General features: G+C 54.6%; 15 protein-coding genes and 10 tRNA genes. 1 reads left to right on the top strand and 24 read right to left on the bottom strand.

Annotated elements, in window-relative coordinates; all coding sequences use genetic code 11:
* Nucleotides 1-134 precede the first annotated feature (134 nt).
* The 18 genes from KNP78_RS07035 to acpS form a co-directional block, all read right to left on the bottom strand.
* Nucleotides 135-211, bottom strand: a tRNA-Ile gene (locus tag KNP78_RS07035).
* 10 nt (nucleotides 212-221) lie between these two features.
* Nucleotides 222-298: transfer RNA gene (locus KNP78_RS07030), tRNA-Arg, on the bottom strand.
* A 4-nt stretch (nucleotides 299-302) separates the two neighbouring features.
* Nucleotides 303-390, bottom strand: a tRNA-Leu gene (locus KNP78_RS07025).
* Between the two features lie 31 nt (nucleotides 391-421).
* Nucleotides 422-497: transfer RNA gene (locus KNP78_RS07020), tRNA-Lys, on the bottom strand.
* A gap of 9 nt (nucleotides 498-506) precedes the next feature.
* Nucleotides 507-578: transfer RNA gene (locus tag KNP78_RS07015), tRNA-Gln, on the bottom strand.
* Nucleotides 579-585: 7 nt separating this feature from the next.
* Nucleotides 586-661 (bottom strand) — tRNA-Asp (locus KNP78_RS07010).
* A 23-nt stretch (nucleotides 662-684) separates the two neighbouring features.
* Nucleotides 685-760 (bottom strand) — tRNA-Val (locus KNP78_RS07005).
* 6 nt (nucleotides 761-766) lie between these two features.
* Nucleotides 767-841: transfer RNA gene (locus KNP78_RS07000), tRNA-Glu, on the bottom strand.
* A 26-nt stretch (nucleotides 842-867) separates the two neighbouring features.
* A tRNA-Ser gene (locus tag KNP78_RS06995) sits at nucleotides 868-959 on the bottom strand.
* A gap of 9 nt (nucleotides 960-968) precedes the next feature.
* Nucleotides 969-1,043 (bottom strand) — tRNA-Asn (locus KNP78_RS06990).
* Nucleotides 1,044-1,251: 208 nt separating this feature from the next.
* A complete protein-coding gene (locus tag KNP78_RS06985; protein ID WP_084592966.1) occupies nucleotides 1,252-3,387 on the bottom strand; it encodes a Tex family protein in 2,136 nt (711 codons plus the stop codon).
* 66 nt (nucleotides 3,388-3,453) lie between these two features.
* Complete coding sequence (sigB, locus tag KNP78_RS06980) at nucleotides 3,454-4,254, bottom strand: RNA polymerase sigma factor SigB (RefSeq protein ID WP_021068185.1); 801 nt, start codon at nucleotides 4,252-4,254, stop codon at nucleotides 3,454-3,456.
* Nucleotides 4,220-4,696 carry an anti-sigma B factor RsbW gene (gene rsbW / locus KNP78_RS06975; RefSeq protein WP_021068184.1) on the bottom strand — a complete coding sequence of 159 codons (477 nt, stop codon included), beginning with the start codon at nucleotides 4,694-4,696 and terminating at the stop codon, nucleotides 4,220-4,222. Before rsbW ends, sigB begins: the two co-directional genes overlap by 35 nt.
* Nucleotides 4,693-5,019, bottom strand: coding sequence for an STAS domain-containing protein (locus KNP78_RS06970; RefSeq protein ID WP_128123185.1), 327 nt, complete (start codon nucleotides 5,017-5,019; stop codon nucleotides 4,693-4,695). The genes rsbW and KNP78_RS06970 overlap by 4 nt, the downstream gene beginning before the upstream one ends.
* Before the next feature lie 140 nt (nucleotides 5,020-5,159).
* The gene (locus KNP78_RS06965; protein ID WP_029596222.1) at nucleotides 5,160-5,510 is read right to left on the bottom strand and encodes a type II toxin-antitoxin system PemK/MazF family toxin; all 351 of its coding nucleotides are present in this window, start codon (nucleotides 5,508-5,510) and stop codon (nucleotides 5,160-5,162) included.
* 5 nt (nucleotides 5,511-5,515) lie between these two features.
* Nucleotides 5,516-5,794, bottom strand: a complete 279-nt coding sequence (locus tag KNP78_RS06960; RefSeq protein WP_034780874.1) for a hypothetical protein — start codon at nucleotides 5,792-5,794, stop codon at nucleotides 5,516-5,518.
* 129 nt (nucleotides 5,795-5,923) lie between these two features.
* The gene (alr, locus tag KNP78_RS06955) at nucleotides 5,924-7,000 is read right to left on the bottom strand and encodes an alanine racemase (RefSeq protein WP_214756369.1); all 1,077 of its coding nucleotides are present in this window, start codon (nucleotides 6,998-7,000) and stop codon (nucleotides 5,924-5,926) included.
* A complete protein-coding gene (acpS, locus tag KNP78_RS06950) occupies nucleotides 6,978-7,355 on the bottom strand; it encodes a holo-ACP synthase (RefSeq protein WP_034780870.1) in 378 nt (125 codons plus the stop codon). Before acpS ends, alr begins: the two co-directional genes overlap by 23 nt.
* Before the next feature lie 63 nt (nucleotides 7,356-7,418).
* Here acpS and KNP78_RS06945 point away from each other — a divergent pair, with 63 nt between their 5' ends.
* Nucleotides 7,419-8,144, top strand: coding sequence for a rhomboid family intramembrane serine protease (locus KNP78_RS06945; RefSeq protein ID WP_214823504.1), 726 nt, complete (start codon nucleotides 7,419-7,421; stop codon nucleotides 8,142-8,144).
* 47 nt (nucleotides 8,145-8,191) lie between these two features.
* Here KNP78_RS06945 and argF read toward each other — a convergent pair whose 3' ends face one another.
* From argF to argJ, 6 genes are read right to left on the bottom strand one after another with little or no spacing between them, the layout of a single operon-like run.
* Nucleotides 8,192-9,118 (bottom strand): ornithine carbamoyltransferase, encoded by a 927-nt coding sequence (gene argF / locus KNP78_RS06940; RefSeq protein WP_214823503.1) that lies wholly within the window; start codon nucleotides 9,116-9,118, stop codon nucleotides 8,192-8,194.
* Nucleotides 9,115-12,135, bottom strand: a complete 3,021-nt coding sequence (gene carB / locus KNP78_RS06935) for a carbamoyl-phosphate synthase (glutamine-hydrolyzing) large subunit (RefSeq protein WP_214823502.1) — start codon at nucleotides 12,133-12,135, stop codon at nucleotides 9,115-9,117. The genes argF and carB overlap by 4 nt, the downstream gene beginning before the upstream one ends.
* On the bottom strand, nucleotides 12,128-13,177 hold the full coding sequence (locus KNP78_RS06930) for a carbamoyl phosphate synthase small subunit (RefSeq protein WP_214823501.1): 1,050 nt from the start codon (nucleotides 13,175-13,177) through the stop codon (nucleotides 12,128-12,130). Before KNP78_RS06930 ends, carB begins: the two co-directional genes overlap by 8 nt.
* Nucleotides 13,174-14,319: an aspartate aminotransferase family protein gene (locus KNP78_RS06925; RefSeq protein WP_214823500.1), complete on the bottom strand. Its 1,146-nt coding sequence runs from the start codon at nucleotides 14,317-14,319 to the stop codon at nucleotides 13,174-13,176. The genes KNP78_RS06930 and KNP78_RS06925 overlap by 4 nt, the downstream gene beginning before the upstream one ends.
* Nucleotides 14,279-15,058: an acetylglutamate kinase gene (argB, locus tag KNP78_RS06920; RefSeq protein WP_214823499.1), complete on the bottom strand. Its 780-nt coding sequence runs from the start codon at nucleotides 15,056-15,058 to the stop codon at nucleotides 14,279-14,281. The genes KNP78_RS06925 and argB overlap by 41 nt, the downstream gene beginning before the upstream one ends.
* Nucleotides 15,055-16,272, bottom strand: coding sequence for a bifunctional glutamate N-acetyltransferase/amino-acid acetyltransferase ArgJ (gene argJ / locus KNP78_RS06915; RefSeq protein WP_214823498.1), 1,218 nt, complete (start codon nucleotides 16,270-16,272; stop codon nucleotides 15,055-15,057). Before argJ ends, argB begins: the two co-directional genes overlap by 4 nt.
* Nucleotides 16,273-16,280: the final 8 nt, after the last annotated feature.

Genomic DNA, 16,280 nt, shown 5'->3' with positions numbered 1-16,280 from the left:
CGTCCTGAGCCAGGATCAAACTCTCCAAAGAATTTGATATAGCTCTTTAAAAATGACGAAGCTTGCGCTTCATTCAAAAATTGTAAAACTTATTTTTGCCTCATCGTTCAGTTTTCAAAGTTCGTCAGTTAAAATGGTGGGCCTAAGTGGACTCGAACCACCGACCTCACGCTTATCAGGCGTGCGCTCTAACCGGCTGAGCTATAGGCCCATAATAAAAATGGTGCACCCTGAGAGATTCGAACTCCCGGCCTTTAGATTCGTAGTCTAACGCTCTATCCAGCTGAGCTAAGGGTGCATATTGGTGCGGTCGAGAGGACTTGAACCTCCACGGTGTTAACCACCACTAGGCCCTCAACCTAGCGCGTCTACCGATTCCGCCACGACCGCAGCGTATTAAGGTGTTGCGAGGGATAAAAAATGGTGAGTCATGCAGGGCTCGAACCTGCGACCCTCTGATTAAAAGTCAGATGCTCTACCAACTGAGCTAATGACTCAAATATAAGCTGGGCCGGAAGGGATCGAACCTTCGCATGTCGGAATCAAAATCCGATGCCTTACCACTTGGCTACGGCCCAACGTAAATGGCGGTCTTGACGGGATTTGAACCCGCGATCTCCTGCGTGACAGGCAGGCATGTTAACCCCTACACCACAAGACCGTTATACGTGCTTAAATTTGAAATGGTGGAGGATGACGGGATCGAACCGCCGACCCCCTGCTTGTAAGGCAGGTGCTCTCCCAGCTGAGCTAATCCTCCGTATGATGGTGACCCGTACGGGATTCGAACCCGTGTTACCGCCGTGAAAGGGCGGTGTCTTAACCGCTTGACCAACGGGCCAGATGTATGTGTTTTCTAAAAATAAGTGGCGGAGACGGAGGGATTCGAACCCTCGCACCGGTTTCCCAGCCTACTCCCTTAGCAGGGGAGCCCCTTATAGCCTCTTGGGTACGTCTCCAAAATAAAATGGCTCCGCAAGTAGGATTTGAACCTACGACCTACCGGTTAACAGCCGGTTGCTCTACCACTGAGCTATTGCGGAACGTTGCTTGAATTTATCGAAGTAACGATTTAAATTGTAACCGCAAACCAGAAACCTGTCAATCACTTTTTTAGAAAAGCTTTAATATTCCATGCCGTCTCTCGGCGACTTCTATAAGATAGCACGGGCAGAAAAGACCGTCAACACTTTTTCGTAAAAAAATCGAGCAAAATGAAAAACATTTCGCTCGATGCTAGTTCTCTCTTATTTAACTGCGTGGCTCAAGCATCGTGAGACTGATTCGCCCACGATTGGCGTCAACTTGTTCGATCCATACCGTGACAATGTCACCGACCGCGACAACGTCGAGCGGATGCTTAACGTAGCGATTCGACAACTTCGAAATGTGGACGAGTCCGTCTTGCTTCACCCCGATATCGATGAACGCCCCGAAGTCGATCACGTTTCGCACTGTTCCTTGGAACTCCATACCGACCTGGAGATCTTCCAAGTTCATAACGTCTGTCCGAAGTAACGGCTTCTGAATGTCTTCGCGTGGATCACGTCCTGGTTTCGCGAGCGACTTCAAGATATCTTCAACCGTCGGCAATCCGGCATCTAGCTTCTCACTCAGCACTTTGGCGTCAACCGTCTTCAATCGATCTCGCAGTTCAGCCGTACCGACCGCTTGCTTCGAAACACCGAGTTCCTTCAATAGAGAGAGCGTCAACTTATAGCTCTCCGGATGAATCTCCGTTTGATCGAGTACATCGCTTCCGTTCGTGATCCGTAAAAAGCCGGCTGCTTGCTCATACGCCTTCGCTCCAAGACGAGGCACTTTCTTGATTTCTTTCCGCGTATCAAAGCGCCCGAACTCATCCCGATACGCGACAATATTTTTAGCCGTCGTCTTGTTCAATCCAGATACATATGTGAGCAGCGATTCCGAGGCTCGGTTCACATCCACACCGACCATGTTGACGACACTCTCGACGACAAACTCGAGCGACCCCTTCAGTTTGTTTTGACTGACGTCGTGTTGATACTGTCCAACCCCCACCGATTGCGGGTCGACTTTAACGAGTTCGGCCATCGCGTCTTGGATACGTCGGGCGATCGAGACAGCCGAGCGTTCTTCTACTTTCAATTCCGGGAACTCAGACCGTGCAATCTCTGACGCCGAATAGACACTCGCCCCCGCCTCATTGACGATGGCGTAAGCAATCTCGCGTTCAGCTTTCTTCAGCCAGCTCGATACGAATTGCTCCGTTTCACGGGATGCGGTCCCATTCCCGATGACGATGACCGAAATCGGATAACGTTTCACGAGCGACGATAGCACTTTTTCCGATCCCGCGACATCGTGTTTCGGTGCCGTCGGATAGAAGACACCGACTTCTTCGACTTTCCCGATTTCATTGACGACGGCCCATTTACAACCTGTGCGATAGGCCGGGTCAATCCCTAGGACGACGACCTCACGAAGCGGCGGTTGCATGTAGAGTTGCTTCAAGTTTTTCGAGAACACGTCGATCGCCTGTTCTTCGGCCGTCTCGGTCAATTCGCTACGAATCTCACGTTCGATGGCCGGAAATACCGACTTCTTGAACGCGTCCTTCACGGCGAGCGTGACGAGTTCGCGTTTCTCTGTCGGCAAACGGTCAAACTTGCCGAGCGCTTGTCGCATGAAGCCGGCTTCGTCGAAGACAACCTTCACTTGCAACACGTCCGTGCGCTCTCCCCGGTTCAAAGCGAGAATCCGGTGCGGGACGATTCCTGCGATTTTTTCTTCATATTCATAATACTGGGCGAATACTTCTTTCTCGTCTTCCGCTTGTTTTTTCTTCTGCGAACGAAGGAGCGCCTCTTTCCGGACTCGTGTTCGAAGTGATTGTCGAAGCGTCGCCACTTCGCCCCACTCCTCCCCGATAATCGATTGGACGAACGGAAGTGCTTCTTCAAGCGAGAGGTCCCCCGCTAACGACTGTGCTTCTTTCAGCGAATAGGGTGTCGGTTGACGATACCAGTCAGCGAGGGCTTGTAGTCCTTTCTCCCGCCCTTGTTCGGCTTTCGTCCGTCGCTTCGGACGATAAGGGAGATAAATGTCATCGACTTGTTGCAGGCTCGTCGCCGCTTCAAGCGCCCGTGTCAATTCCGGCGTCGCCTTCTCGAGTTCTTCAAGTTTGGCGAGGACGTCCGTCTTACGCTTGTGCAAACTCTCTTCATATTGTAAGGCGTCGAGAATCGCTTTGATTTCGACTTCATCGAGATTACCGGTCATTTCTTTACGGTACCGGGCCATGAACGGAATCGTCGCTCCGTCCGCGGCAAGTTGTTGCACCGTCTCGACTTGACTCGTCTTCAACTTCAACTCTTTTGCGACTTTCGTAATCAATCGAATCACTTCCTTTTCTCTTCTCTCTAGAAGTGTAGCAAACTCACGCCTAGACGACAAAAAAACGATGACCATTTAGTCATCGTTTGAGAATACTTCGTTGAGCGGGACTTTGATGGCCTCACGTAACTTCTCAAGCGCGCGTCGCTGCAAGCGCGATACGTGCATCTGCGAAATCCCGAGGAGTTCACCCGTCTCTTTTTGGCTCATGTTTTTATAATAAGCACATTCTAAAATCGCCTGTTCCCGTTCGTTCAGCACACTGAACGCTTTTTCAAGGATGAGGCGCTGGTCGACCGATTCGTAGCCACGTTCTTGGCTTCCGACAAGGTCGAGGAGCGTGACGGTCGAACCTTCGTTGTCCGCTTCGATTGAGCTGTCGACGGAAAGGGCTTGGTAGCTCTTGCCCATCTCGAGCGTCTCGAGAATCTCTTCATCGGAAACGCCGAGGTGATCGGCAATCTCATCGATGCGCGGTGAACGTTGCAACTCGGTCGTCAATTCCTCGACCGTCTTCTTGATTTTCGGTCCAAGCTCTTTAATCCGGCGCGGAACGTGGACGCTCCACGTCTTGTCACGGATGAAACGCTTGATTTCACCGATAATCGTCGGAACGGCAAACGATTCGAAACTGCGTCCGAACTCAGGGTCGAAACGACGAAGGGCAGCGAGAAGTCCGATCATCCCGACTTGAACGAGGTCATCGTGGATAGCCCGGCCGCGTGAAAACTTTCGTGCAAGTGCCTCAACGAGGTCCGAGTATCGGTTAATGAGGAGCATCTGGACTTCTTCATTTTGATCGTCCTGTTGATAACGCTCAATCCACTCTAATACTTCATCATCACTGTGATGGCGTTGTTGAGATTTTGCTGGCACTCTGATCCACCTCGTCCCTGTTAAGGAGTTTCGTCATCGTCACCTTGACACCATTGTCCTTGTTGATCGAGACGTCATCCATTAAGGCTTCAATGAGGAAAAGACCGAGTCCTCCTTCGTGAAGCGATTCAATTTCAGCCGTCTCTTCGACTGGCGCCGCTTGGCGTTTCACGTCGTCGGCAAATGTTTTGCCCGAGTCCTCGATCGTCATCTCGAGACGATCTTGATGGACTCCACACGTGAGTTTCACTTCACCTTCTTGGTCTTCATAAGCATGTTGAACAGCATTGCCACAGGCTTCCGAGACCGCGATTTTAATATCTTCGATCTCGTCGTACGTATATCCCATACGGTTAGCGATTCCTGAGACGACTAAACGGACCACACCGACATACTCCGGTTTGGCCGGGAACGTCATCACCGTCTGTTCGATGTTACTCATTGCGTGCCACCTCTTACGTTTGTATTGATCGAAAGCAACTTGTGCAGTCCTGTCAATTCAAAGAGACGATTGACGCGGTCGGTGACGCCGACGAGCGACAACTCTTTCTCATTACGTTTGGCTATTTTAAGGGCACCGACAAATACGCCGAGACCAGTTGAATCCATATAGTCCACTTCATCCAAATGAACGGTGACGTCTTGGTCCGTGATTGCCGGGTGCAAGACTTCCTTCAATTTTGGTGCGGTATATGTATCCACTTCTCCGGATACGTAAAGGTGTAATTGTTCTCCAATGACTTGCTCGCGAATCGCTAAATCCATCGTATATTCCCTCCTAATGTGCGTACAGAAAAATTGAGTACGATTAAACTAAATTCCCGTTTTACAGAATTCTAAACTATTTTTCAAAGATTTTTTTGAAAAAAAACCGATACCCATGTATCGGTTTCTTTATATGTAAGCTAGAGAGGGATTAATCCCAGACTAATCTCTAGCGCTCGGTCAACTTTGTGCATCGTCTCATCATCAAGATGAGTGACTTTATCCGTCAGACGACGCTTATCAATCGTTCGAATCTGTTCAAGTAAAATCACGGAATCTCGTTCGAGACCATGTTTGACTTGATATACCTCTACATGAGTCGGCAGTTTTGCTTTCTGGATCTGAGCCGTAATCGCAGCGACAATGACGGTCGGGCTAAAGCGATTGCCGATATCGTTTTGAATGACGAGAACCGGACGAACTCCACCTTGCTCTGAACCGACTACGGGCGACAGATTCGCATAAAACACGTCACCACGCTTTACGATCACTCCGCTCACACCCCGCTTACTTGACGTAAGAGAGCATGTTCGGCTTCCGTCTCAATCATCAGCATCTCTTCTGCCATATTCAAATTAAACGCGGCCATCTCTTGATAGCCTCTCGCCAATTCTTCGCGCAGTGTTTGTTGTCGATCAGCAATTTCTTTGGACAAGTACGTCACTACATCGTTCAATGACAATGATTCACGGTCTTTCATCGAAATCGGACCCCCATGCTGCGAGAACCGATCTGGAACGGACGCTAAAGCACCCGCAGTTCGCTGTTTCAACATCTTACACCTCCAGAATCGTTTCAATGACTGGCGGAAATATTCCCGCGTTCTTTACCAATATAACACGCGAGTTTGGGAAAATATAGAGAATTCCCGAAAGAATTCAGATAATTTCACACGTTTTCCGCTTTACACATAACGTCGCGGGAGGCGATTCGTTAATTGGCAGACGACCTCATAGTTGATCGTCTCGAGATGCGTGGCCAGTTCGTCAATCGCGACTGGTCCGCCGATGAGCGTGACCACAGTCCCGACCGGCAGCTCTTTAGGAAGTCTCACCATGAAGCGATCCATGCAGACACGACCGATAATGGGACAGCGCTCTCCATTGACGTCTACTTCGAAGCCGCTCGCTTTACGGATCCAGCCGTCGGCATATCCGACCGGCACGGTACCGATCCACTCATCTTCAGTCGTCGTATACGTCGCCCCGTAGCTGATCGTCTGTCCAGCTTCGAGTTGCTTCACTTGCATGAGCTTGCTCTTCAACGTGAAGGCCGGTCGTAAAAATGAATAGAAGGAAGCCATCTCAGCTGACGGGTAGAGCCCATAAATCGCAATTCCGACCCGCACCACGTTGTACGGCACGTCTTGTCCAGCCATGCGGATCGCCCCGGCCGAGTTTGACGTATGAATGTAGCGGAATCGCGAGTGGAGTCCATCTATCAACTGACCAAATCGCTCCTGCTGCTCATAGTAAAGCTCACTGTCCGGCTCATCCGCCGTCGCAAAGTGCGTATAGATCCCTTCGACGATAAAACGGTCATCTGCCGCTTCTAAAAGGGCATCAAGTTCGGCGCGGGTCCGCAAACCGAGACGACCCATCCCCGTGTCGACTTTCACATGAACGGTGAGCGGACGGTCAGATAGATGCGTGCGCGCCTCACGCAACCAGTCGGCCGAAAAGACTGACAACGTCACATCGTGTTCGGCGGCGACGCCCGCATATTCTGGGAACTGGGCCTCCATGACGAGAATCGGCGCTTTAATCCCGGCCTCTCGGAGCTGGATTGCCTCCTCGAGTAAGGCCACACCGAGCATCGTCGCTCCGTTATCAAGCGCAATCTTTGCCACTTCGACGGCACCATGCCCGTAAGCGTTCGCTTTGACGACGGCCATGAGCGCTTGCGGGATCCGTTTTTTGATTTCGATTACGTTATGTTTGATCGCCGCCCGATCGATTTCAATCCAACTTGGACGAAACATCGTGATCCCCCTCTTCAATGATGACTTGTGCCACGGCATATTGCTCGCTGTGGCTGATACTCATATGAATCCGGCCTGAGTACGGCGCCGTCATATGCGGCCGTCCGGTCTCATCCGGTAAAATTTCGATTTGTTGCCACGACAGGCCCCGGGCAATCCCGGTCCCGACCGCTTTGGCATACGCTTCTTTCGCCGCAAATCGTCCAGCGACGAATTCGATGCGCCGTTGTTCTGGATAGGCGTCCGCAAGCGCCCGCTCGGCTGTGGTCAACAGACGTGCGACGAAACGGTCATTTTTGAGCGAGCGAGCAATCCGCTCGAGCTCGACGATATCGATTCCGATCCCCACAATCACAGGACACTCGCTCCTTTCCTTTTTCACTCGTTTCCTTATACAATTAAGGAAAGAGGTGATGCTATGTTTAGTCGTACTGAGAATGTTCAAACGTTCGTCCGGGCGTATCCGCTCGTAACGCTGTTCATTGTAATCCAACTGCTCGTGTTTGTCATCGATTCTTTGGTCCCCGACCTCCGGATCGTCGCACTCGGCGGGTCATTCCATCTCGCACTCGCCCAAGGGGAATGGTACCGTCTCTTGACGGCCAACTTCATCCATTTAGGGCTCGGTCATTTGCTGTTCAACTCGTTCGCTTTGATTATCTTCGGACCTGCCATGGAACGCATGGTCGGTCACATCAAGTTCGCCGTGTTCTATATCGTGGCCGGTGTGCTTGCCAACTTGCTCACGTTCTTCACGGTGAGTGAACTGTTCTACCTGCAAGCCGGTGCTTCCGGTGCGATTTTAGCGATTCTCGGTTTTTATGTGTACATCGGTCGGTTCCGCCGGACGCTCATCTACAGCCAGGACGCTCGACTCGTCTATATCTTCGTCGCCATCAGCGCCGTGTTCACGCTCATCGGTGCGAACGTGTCACTTTGGGGACATGTGTATGGTTTTCTGGCCGGGTTCTTGCTCGCGATCCCGCTCTCCCGGTTCACGGTGCCGTATTCGCGCCCGCTCCGTTACGGGAAGTACAAGCCACGCAAGTATTCCCCGCCCATCATTCATACGGGTGAAGGCAAATGGATTTTCTACGTGATTGTCGGATTGGCCGTATTCGGCCTGTTCGCCCGCTTTTTATGACAGTAAAAAGAGAGGATTCGCCCGAGCGGCGAATCCTCTCTTTTCGTTTAGCCGAGCAAGGTGAGCATGAGCGCCTTTTGCGCGTGCAATCGATTCTCAGCTTGATCGAACACGACCGATTGCGGACCGTCGATGACGTCGGCCGTCACTTCTTCGCCGCGATGGGCCGGGAGACAGTGCAGGAAAATCGCATCTGACTTCGCTTGCTGCATGAGCGAAGCATCGACTTGGAACGTCGCAAACTGCGTCAACCGTTCCGCCGCTTCCGCTTCTTGCCCCATGCTCGCGAACACATCCGTGTAAATGACGTCCGCACCCGCTGCCGCAGCGACCGGGTCTTGCCACAACGTAACGCTGCCTCCAGTAGTCGCCGCGAGTTCGTTCGCCCGTTCGAAAATCTCGGTCTCGACCGTATATGCTTCCGGCGAGGCGATGCGGATGTGCATCCCGCTGAGCGCGCCCCCGATCATGAGCGAGTGGGCCATATTGTTCCCGTCGCCGATGTACGTCAACGTCTTACCTGTTCTCGTGCCGAACACTTCCTCGACCGTCAACAAGTCGGCGAGTACTTGGCATGGGTGATGGGAATCGGTCAATCCGTTGATGATTGGAATCGAACCTGCCGAAGCGAGCGTCTCGACCGTCGCGTGGGCATACGTCCGAATCATGAGCGCATCGACATAACGGCTCATGACTTGAATCGTATCCATCAGCGGTTCCCCACGCCCGATTTGTAAATCACTGCTGCTCAAGAACAGCGGATAACCGCCGAGTTCGACGACACCGACCTCGAACGACATCCGGGTCCGGGTCGAGGCCTTCTCGAACAAGAGCGCCACTTTCTTGCCGGCGAGCGCCGACTGGAACGCTTCCGGCTGTCGTTTGACCTTGGCCGCGAGTCCAAGCAAGTCGTCGAGTGCGGACGGAGTCAGTTCCTCGAGTGTCAGTAGATGATTGATTGTTTTCGTCGTCATAATGGTAGTCCCTCTCCTGTCTGCATCGTTTGAAGTGAACGGACCGGCATCGGTTCCGCTTGCATCGCTTGTTGATAGTACTCGGCAAGATGTGTCTCCGAGATGACGTGGACGCCGTTGCGGACGGCCGTCTCACGTGCCGCTTGTTCTTCTGGTGCGTTTGAAAATAGGACCGACACGTTTTGGAACTCGGTCGTCTCATCGAGCGCTTGATCACTATATGATGACCAGCCTTGGCCGGCTACGGTCTCAGTCCGATTCATGACGCGCGCCGTCGTCGCATCGTAACAGAAGCGTTCGGAGACGTAAGGGGTCATGCTGAATTGGAGTGTCTCTCCAGTCGAGCGCATGACGGGTCCGGTGAGCGGGTCGACGCCCGGCAATTTCAAACTCGAGAACACCGGTGTCTTGATGGCATAGCCGCTCCATACCGGACGTGCCTCTGGGACGACGGTTGCCAACTCATGGCCGAACGCCGCGAGCGTCGCCCATTCGATGAGTGGTTCCCCGGTCACTTTACTGACGATCGGGACCGTCCGAGATGCACGCGGATTGATTTCGAGCACGTAGATGACGTCGTCTTTCAACACGAATTGGATATTGAGCGCACCCTTATATGCGAGCGCTTGACCAATCGTTTGAACGATGGCTTCAATCTCGGCTTGTTGCGCGCTTGACGTTTTGACCGGCGGCAGAATCATCGTCGAATCGCCCGAATGGACACCGGCTGCCTCAATCTGTTCGAGCAAGGCCGGAATGTAGACGGTTTTCCCGTCAGTGACACAGTCGACTTCGAGTTCACGTCCATCGACATACGCATCGACGAGGAGCGGATAGGTCAAGTGTGATTCGACTTGGTGCAAATCCGCTGCGGTCCGGATGATATACATGCCTTTTCCACCGATGACGTAGGAAGGACGGACGACACATGGATAGCCGAGACGATCGATCGCGGACGTCAAGTCGTCAACCGATCCGACCTCTTCGCCAGGGATGTGGGCCACCCCGATCTCGTCGAGGAATTGATAGAACCGATCCCGGTCCTCCATTTGATCGATGACGTCTGCCGTCGCCCCGAGCAAGTGATAGCCTTTGGCTTCTAGTGCATGGGCGAGTGAAATGCCGGTCTGGCCGCCGAACTGGATGAGGACGTCCTGACAGCCTTCTGCCTCCAATACGTGCACAACATCTTCAATCGTCAACGGTTCGACGTACAGTTTGTCAGCGACCGTGAAATCGGTCGACACCGTCTCCGGGTTATTGTTGATCATGATCGTCTCGACCCCGAGTTTTTGAAGCGCCCAGACGGCATGCACCGAACTGTAATCGAACTCGATGCCTTGTCCGATGCGAATCGGTCCAGACCCGATGATGGCGACTTTCGGACGCTCGCTCGGTACGACTTCAGACGTCCCGTGCCACGACCCGTAAAAGTACGGTGTGCGGCTCTCGAACTCGGCGGCACACGTATCAATCATCTGATAGACCGGATGGATGTCGTGTTCGAGCCGCATCGCTGCGACTGCGTCGGCCGTGACGTTCATCTGCTGCGCAATCTGGGCGTCGGTGAAACCGAACCGTTTCGCCTGCAACATGTTCGCTTTCGTGGACAGGTCCAGATGGATTGTCGACACGAGTCGATTGAACGTCATCATGAAGTGCGGGGCGATACCCGTCAGCGCTTCAAGCTGTGACGCCGTGGCGATTCCCCGATCGAGTAGTGCGAGGCACGCCAGGAGACGACGATCAGTCGGAGCCGAAATTTCAGCGTATAGCGCGTCAGGATCAGCTGTCGCCATCCAACTCGGATAGAGCAGACTCTGCTCGACACCGGCACCACGCCACGCTTTCTGTAGCGCTTCCTCAAGTGTTTTGCCCATCGCCATGCTCTCCCCGGTCGCTTTCATCTGCGGTCCGAGCGTCCGGTCCCTCCCATTGAACAAATCGAACGGGAACGTCGGCACTTTCGCCGTCACATAATCGAGGGCCGGTTCGAAGCTCGCCATCGTCCCGTTCGTGACGGGATTGATGCAATCGTCGAGTCGTTCCCCAAGTGCGAGACGGGTGGCGATCTTCGCGATCGGATACCCGGTCGCTTTCGAGGCGAGCGCCGAGCTACGCGACACGCGCGGGTTCACTTCAATCACGTAATAGGCGTCTTCCGTCGGATGGACGGCGAACTGGATGTTACACCCGCCGACGACACCGAGGGCCGAGACGATTCGGAACGCGGCGCTCCGTAACGTCTGATGCATGACATCCGATAACGTCTGGGCCGGGGCGAACACAACCGAATCGCCCGTATGGACGCCGACCGGGTCGATGTTTTCCATATTGCAGACGATGATGCACGTCCCGTTGGCGTCACGCATGACCTCATATTCGAACTCTTTATAGCCGGCAATGCTCTGCTCAATCAAACACTGCGAGATTGGACTCGCCTCGAGACCACGTTTCGCGAGCGTGTAGGCGGCATCAATCGTCTCCGCAATCCCGCCGCCGGTGCCGCCGAGCGTGAACGCCGGACGGACGATGAGCGGGACGCCTGTCTCGGCGATAAAGCGATCAAGTCCATCGATCGATTCAATCGTCGTGCTGACTGGGAGCGGTTCCCCGAGCTCGTTCATCTTCTGTTTGAACCGTTCGCGGTCCTCCCCGTCGCGAATCGTCTCGAGTGACGTCCCAAGGAGGGCGATACCGTATCGTTCGAGCACGCCGGCCTCGTCCAAGGCGAGCGCCAAGTTGAGGGCGGTCTGCCCGCCGACCGTGGCGAGCAAGTAGGTCGGACGTTCTGTCTCGATAATCAATTCGGCCTTCTCTAACGTCATCGCCTCGATGTACGTGTGGTCGGCCAAACCGGGATCGGTCATGATCGTGGCCGGGTTCGAGTTAAAGAGTACGACCTCACAACCTGCTTCCCGGAGCGCTTGGCACGCCTGTGTGCCCGAATAGTCAAACTCGGCCGCCTGTCCGATGATAATCGGACCCGAGCCGATGACGAGTACTTTTTTATGCATAGACGTTCACCCCTTGTTGAATCATTTCGTCGAAGCGATCAAAGATGGCTTGTGCTTCCTTCGGTCCCGGACTGGCCTCTGGATGGAACTGAGCCGTTAGAATCGGGGCCGTCCGGTGCAACGTCCCTTCGACCGACAAATCGTTCACGTTCTCAAATAGCAGTTCGAGCGGCGTCGCTTCCAAACTGTCCCGTGTGACGACGTACCCATGATTTTGCGACGTCATCCACACTTCACCCGTCTGGACGTTCCGGACCGGATGATTGGATCCGCGGTGTCCGTAAGCCTGTTTTTCAATCTCACACCCGAAGGCGAGCGCGAGCAGTTGATGGCCCATACAAATGCCGAGTGTCGGATACGACAGTGCCACGTCACGCACATCGTCGAGGTAGTCGACCAAATCACGTGGGTCTCCCGGACCGTTCGACACGAGAATCCCGGTCGGTGCGAGCGCGTGGACTTGGGCGGCCGTCGTATCGAACGGAACGACCGTTACCGCGTACCCTCGCTCCACCATCGCTTGAACCATCGACGCCTTCACGCCGAAATCAAGACAGACGATGTGTCCGTTCGCCCCGTCGCCGTGACGCACATGACTTGGCGTCGAAACGGTCTCCGTAATCTGATGTAGGTCCCCATCGAACGACACATCTGATTCAGACGTCATCACACCCCACTGATCGCCGTGTTCACGGAGCGCATGGACGAGCGAGCGCGTGTCGACGTCAGACAGTACCGGCACACCGGACTGCTCCAGCCAATCCTTCAAGTCGGTCGCCGCCCCGTTTCCGGCTAACGTCTGGACGAGCACGCCCGCCACTTGAATGTCCGCACTTTCCGATGCTGCGTCGGTCAACCCATATTGCCCGATGAGCGGATATGTGAACGCGACGATTTGACCGGCGTACGACGGATCGGTCAACACTTCTTGATAACCGGTCATCCCTGTGAAGAAGACGACCTCTCCTTTCGCCAAGCACGCACTCGTCTCCCACGTCCCGTTGAACTGTTCACCGCTTTGTAACGTCACTGTCCCCGTCATGACACCATCTCCTTTGTAATCACCTGTCCAATGATTGCGAGCGCCTCATCCACTTCGGCTTCCGTAAGCAGCAAAGACGGTAAGATGCGAATCACGTCCGGACCTGCCGCAACGACCAGGAGGCCCGCGTCTCGCAACTGTTCGATCCATGGCGCGACCGGTTGCGTCGCGACGAGCCCGAGCATCAAGCCGAGTCCACGGACCTCGATGAACGTCTCTCCGTCGACAAATTGTTCCAAGCCCGCTCGTAATCGTGCCCCCATCGCATTGACGTGGGCGAGTGCGTCCGCCTCGAACAAAATGTCGAGCGTCGCTTCCGCCGCTGCCATCGCGAGCGGATTGCCGCCGAACGTCGAACCGTGACTGCCAGCCGTGAAGACGTGCTCCGCACCTGCTGCTGTCAAAATCGCTCCGACAGGGAAACCGCTGCCGAGCCCTTTCGCGAGCGTGACGACGTCCGGTTTAAGCGGTGTCTGTTCGAACGCGAAGCGGGTACCTGTGCGGGCAATCCCGGTCTGCACCTCATCGACGACGATTTTGACCCCGTGCTCCGTCGCTTTCGCTTGAAGCGCTTCGAGCCATGCCGTGTCAGCGACGACGACACCACCCTCGCCTTGGACGATTTCGAGCCAGACCGCAGCCGTCTCGGCATCGATCATGTCGAGTGCGTCCATGTCGTTGAACGGTGCGTGTACAAAATCAGCCACCATCGGGCCGAATCCGGCTTTGACCTTGTCTTGCCCCGTCGCCCCGAGCATGGCGAACGAGCGACCGTGGAACGATTTCGTGAACGTCACGACTTTCGTCTTGTTCGTCCATTTCCGAATCAATTTGAACGCCCCTTCGTTCGCCTCGGTCCCGCTGTTACAGAAGAACGCATGCGTCAAATGAGTCCCGGAGACGAGCACCTCGGCGACGCGGGCTTGTCCGTTGATGTTGTAAAGGTTCGACGTGTGCCACACTTTTTGAAGCTGCGCCTCTAGCATTTGGCTTACGTGCGGATGACGATGGCCCGTCCCGCAGACGGCGATGCCCATGACGAAATCGAGGTACCGTTTCCCCGTGGTGTCGGTCACATACGATCCATTCGCCTGCTCAATCTCAATATGTCGTTGTCCGTAGGTCGGTAGTAGTGAATGCATGGTGCACCTCCTGTAGTGTTGTCCCGGGATGAACCGGGTCCTTGCCGTCACGGATGACGGCGATATCAATCCCTCCTGTTAGAGCAGCCAACAGCGCCTCGGTTTTCGGGATCATCCCCCCATAGATATCCCCTGTGGCGATGGCCGTCTGGATGTCCTCACGTGTCAGCGTTTGACGGAACGTCCCATCAATCCGGATACCTGGTACGTCGGTGATCATTTCGAAGCAGTCGGCCTGCAGAGCGACCGCGACTGCGATCGCACAATCGTCCCCATTACAGTTCAACGTGCCTTCCGTACCGTGTAATAATGATGTCACGACGGGCACGTAGCGACCCGCGAGCAACAGCTCGAACAAGTCTGTCTCGACCCGGTCGACTTCGCCGACCTCCCCGAGTTCCACCAACTGCTTTCCTGTCAGCGTCTGTCCGTCCACACCCGAGAGACCGACCGCTTGAATATGATGACGTCCGAGGGCAGCGACGATTTCGGTCTGCATCTCCCCCGCGAGCACACGCTCGGCACCGGTCAACACGTCCGCTGTCGTGACACGACGTCCGTCTTGAAACACCGGTTCGATTTGTTGGTGCTCGCAATAAGCGGACAACGCAGGTCCACCCCCATGAACGATCACAAGTTCATGCCCCGCCTCGAGCCACGCCTGCCATTCTTTGAAATAGTCCGGATGAAGCGTGTCCCAAACGCTTCCGCCGAGTTTGACGATTTTCCGTTGTTTCATGTCCGATAACTCGCGTTGATTTTGACGTAGTCGTAAGTCAAATCGCAGCCATACGCCTGACCTTGTCCGGTGCCGTCTTGCAACCGGATTTGGATCGGCACGATGTCTTGGCCCATCTCTTCTGTCGCGAGCGTTTCATCGAACCAGACCGGCGCACTTTCCATCAGCACATGCTGTGACCCGATGCGGATGTCGACGTGGTTCACGTCAATCGGTTGCTCGGTGGCACCGATGGCGGCGATGATGCGTCCCCAGTTCGCATCTTGTCCATAGACGGCCGTCTTCACGAGCGACGAGCCGACGACTTGTTTCGCAATCATCCGAGCCGCTGCGTCCGTTTTCGCCCCGACAACCTCGACCTCAATCAATTTCGTCGCCCCTTCCCCGTCACGGGCAATCGCTTTGGCGAGATTCGTGCATACGTCCGTCAACGCTTGAAGGAAGCGGTCATAGGCCGGTGTCCCTTCGATGATTTCATCCATTTCGGTCAGTCCGCTCGCCAAAGCGAGCACCATATCGTTCGTCGAGCTATCCCCGTCGACGGTGATGCTGTTAAACGAGGCGTCCACGCTCTGTTTCAGCGCCCGTTGCAAGACGTCGGGTGCGATGACGGCATCGGTCGTGATGAAGCCGAGCATCGTCGCCATGTTCGGATGAATCATCCCTGAGCCTTTGGCCACGCCCGCAATCGTCACGGCGGCATCGCCTTCGGTGTACTCGATGCCCGTGCATTTCGTTCCCGTATCGGTCGTCAAAATCGCTTCCGCGAACGACTCCGCCCCCGTCTCCTCATGGATCGGTTCAAGCAAATCGATCCCGGTCAAGAGCGTCTCCATCGGCAACAGTTGACCGATGACACCTGTCGAGGCGATCGCTACTTCTTCCGGCTTGACCCCGATATGTTCGGCCGCCTTATCGCGCATCGTATACGCGTCCTCGAGCCCTTGCGGACCGGTGCAGGCGTTGGCGTTCCCGCTGTTGATCAAGACGGCACGAATCTTTCCGTTCGACGCTTGTAGCGTCTCTTTTGTCACTTGAATCGGGGCCGCTTGAAACTGGTTCGTCGTATAGACCGCGGCGGCACTGGCCAACTGTTCGCAGACGAGCAGAGCCAAATCCTTACGCTTCCGCTTCAGTCCGACGTGAACCCCGCACGCTTGAAACCCTTTCGGCGTGACGACGTGGACGACAGGGCTGATTGCTGTTTCAATCATTCGTTTCT

Source organism: Exiguobacterium sp. s28 (genome assembly GCF_018618135.1).
GTDB classification, from domain to species: Bacteria; Bacillota; Bacilli; order Exiguobacteriales; family Exiguobacteriaceae; genus Exiguobacterium; species Exiguobacterium mexicanum_A.
The sequence above is the reverse complement of the archived record's forward strand: the minus strand, read 5'-3'. Positions and strand labels throughout refer to the sequence as shown.

What these genes read in the sequence shown, in the direction of transcription:
- KNP78_RS06960 (WP_034780874.1), bottom strand. Translation starts at nt 5,794, where the DNA reads ATGTTGAAACAGCGAACTGCGGGTGCTTTAGCGTCCGTTCCAGATCGG.
- KNP78_RS06930 (WP_214823501.1), bottom strand. Translation starts at nt 13,177, where the DNA reads ATGACGGGGACAGTGACGTTACAAAGCGGTGAACAGTTCAACGGGACG.
- carB (WP_214823502.1), bottom strand. Translation starts at nt 12,135, where the DNA reads ATGCATAAAAAAGTACTCGTCATCGGCTCGGGTCCGATTATCATCGGA.
- rsbW (WP_021068184.1), bottom strand. Translation starts at nt 4,696, where the DNA reads ATGAGTAACATCGAACAGACGGTGATGACGTTCCCGGCCAAACCGGAG.
- argB (WP_214823499.1), bottom strand. Translation starts at nt 15,058, where the DNA reads ATGAAACAACGGAAAATCGTCAAACTCGGCGGAAGCGTTTGGGACACG.
- argJ (WP_214823498.1), bottom strand. Translation starts at nt 16,272, where the DNA reads ATGATTGAAACAGCAATCAGCCCTGTCGTCCACGTCGTCACGCCGAAA.
- alr (WP_214756369.1), bottom strand. Translation starts at nt 7,000, where the DNA reads ATGTTTCGTCCAAGTTGGATTGAAATCGATCGGGCGGCGATCAAACAT.
- KNP78_RS06925 (WP_214823500.1), bottom strand. Translation starts at nt 14,319, where the DNA reads ATGCATTCACTACTACCGACCTACGGACAACGACATATTGAGATTGAG.
- KNP78_RS06945 (WP_214823504.1), top strand. Translation starts at nt 7,419, where the DNA reads ATGTTTAGTCGTACTGAGAATGTTCAAACGTTCGTCCGGGCGTATCCG.
- KNP78_RS06970 (WP_128123185.1), bottom strand. Translation starts at nt 5,019, where the DNA reads ATGGATTTAGCGATTCGCGAGCAAGTCATTGGAGAACAATTACACCTT.
- argF (WP_214823503.1), bottom strand. Translation starts at nt 9,118, where the DNA reads ATGACGACGAAAACAATCAATCATCTACTGACACTCGAGGAACTGACT.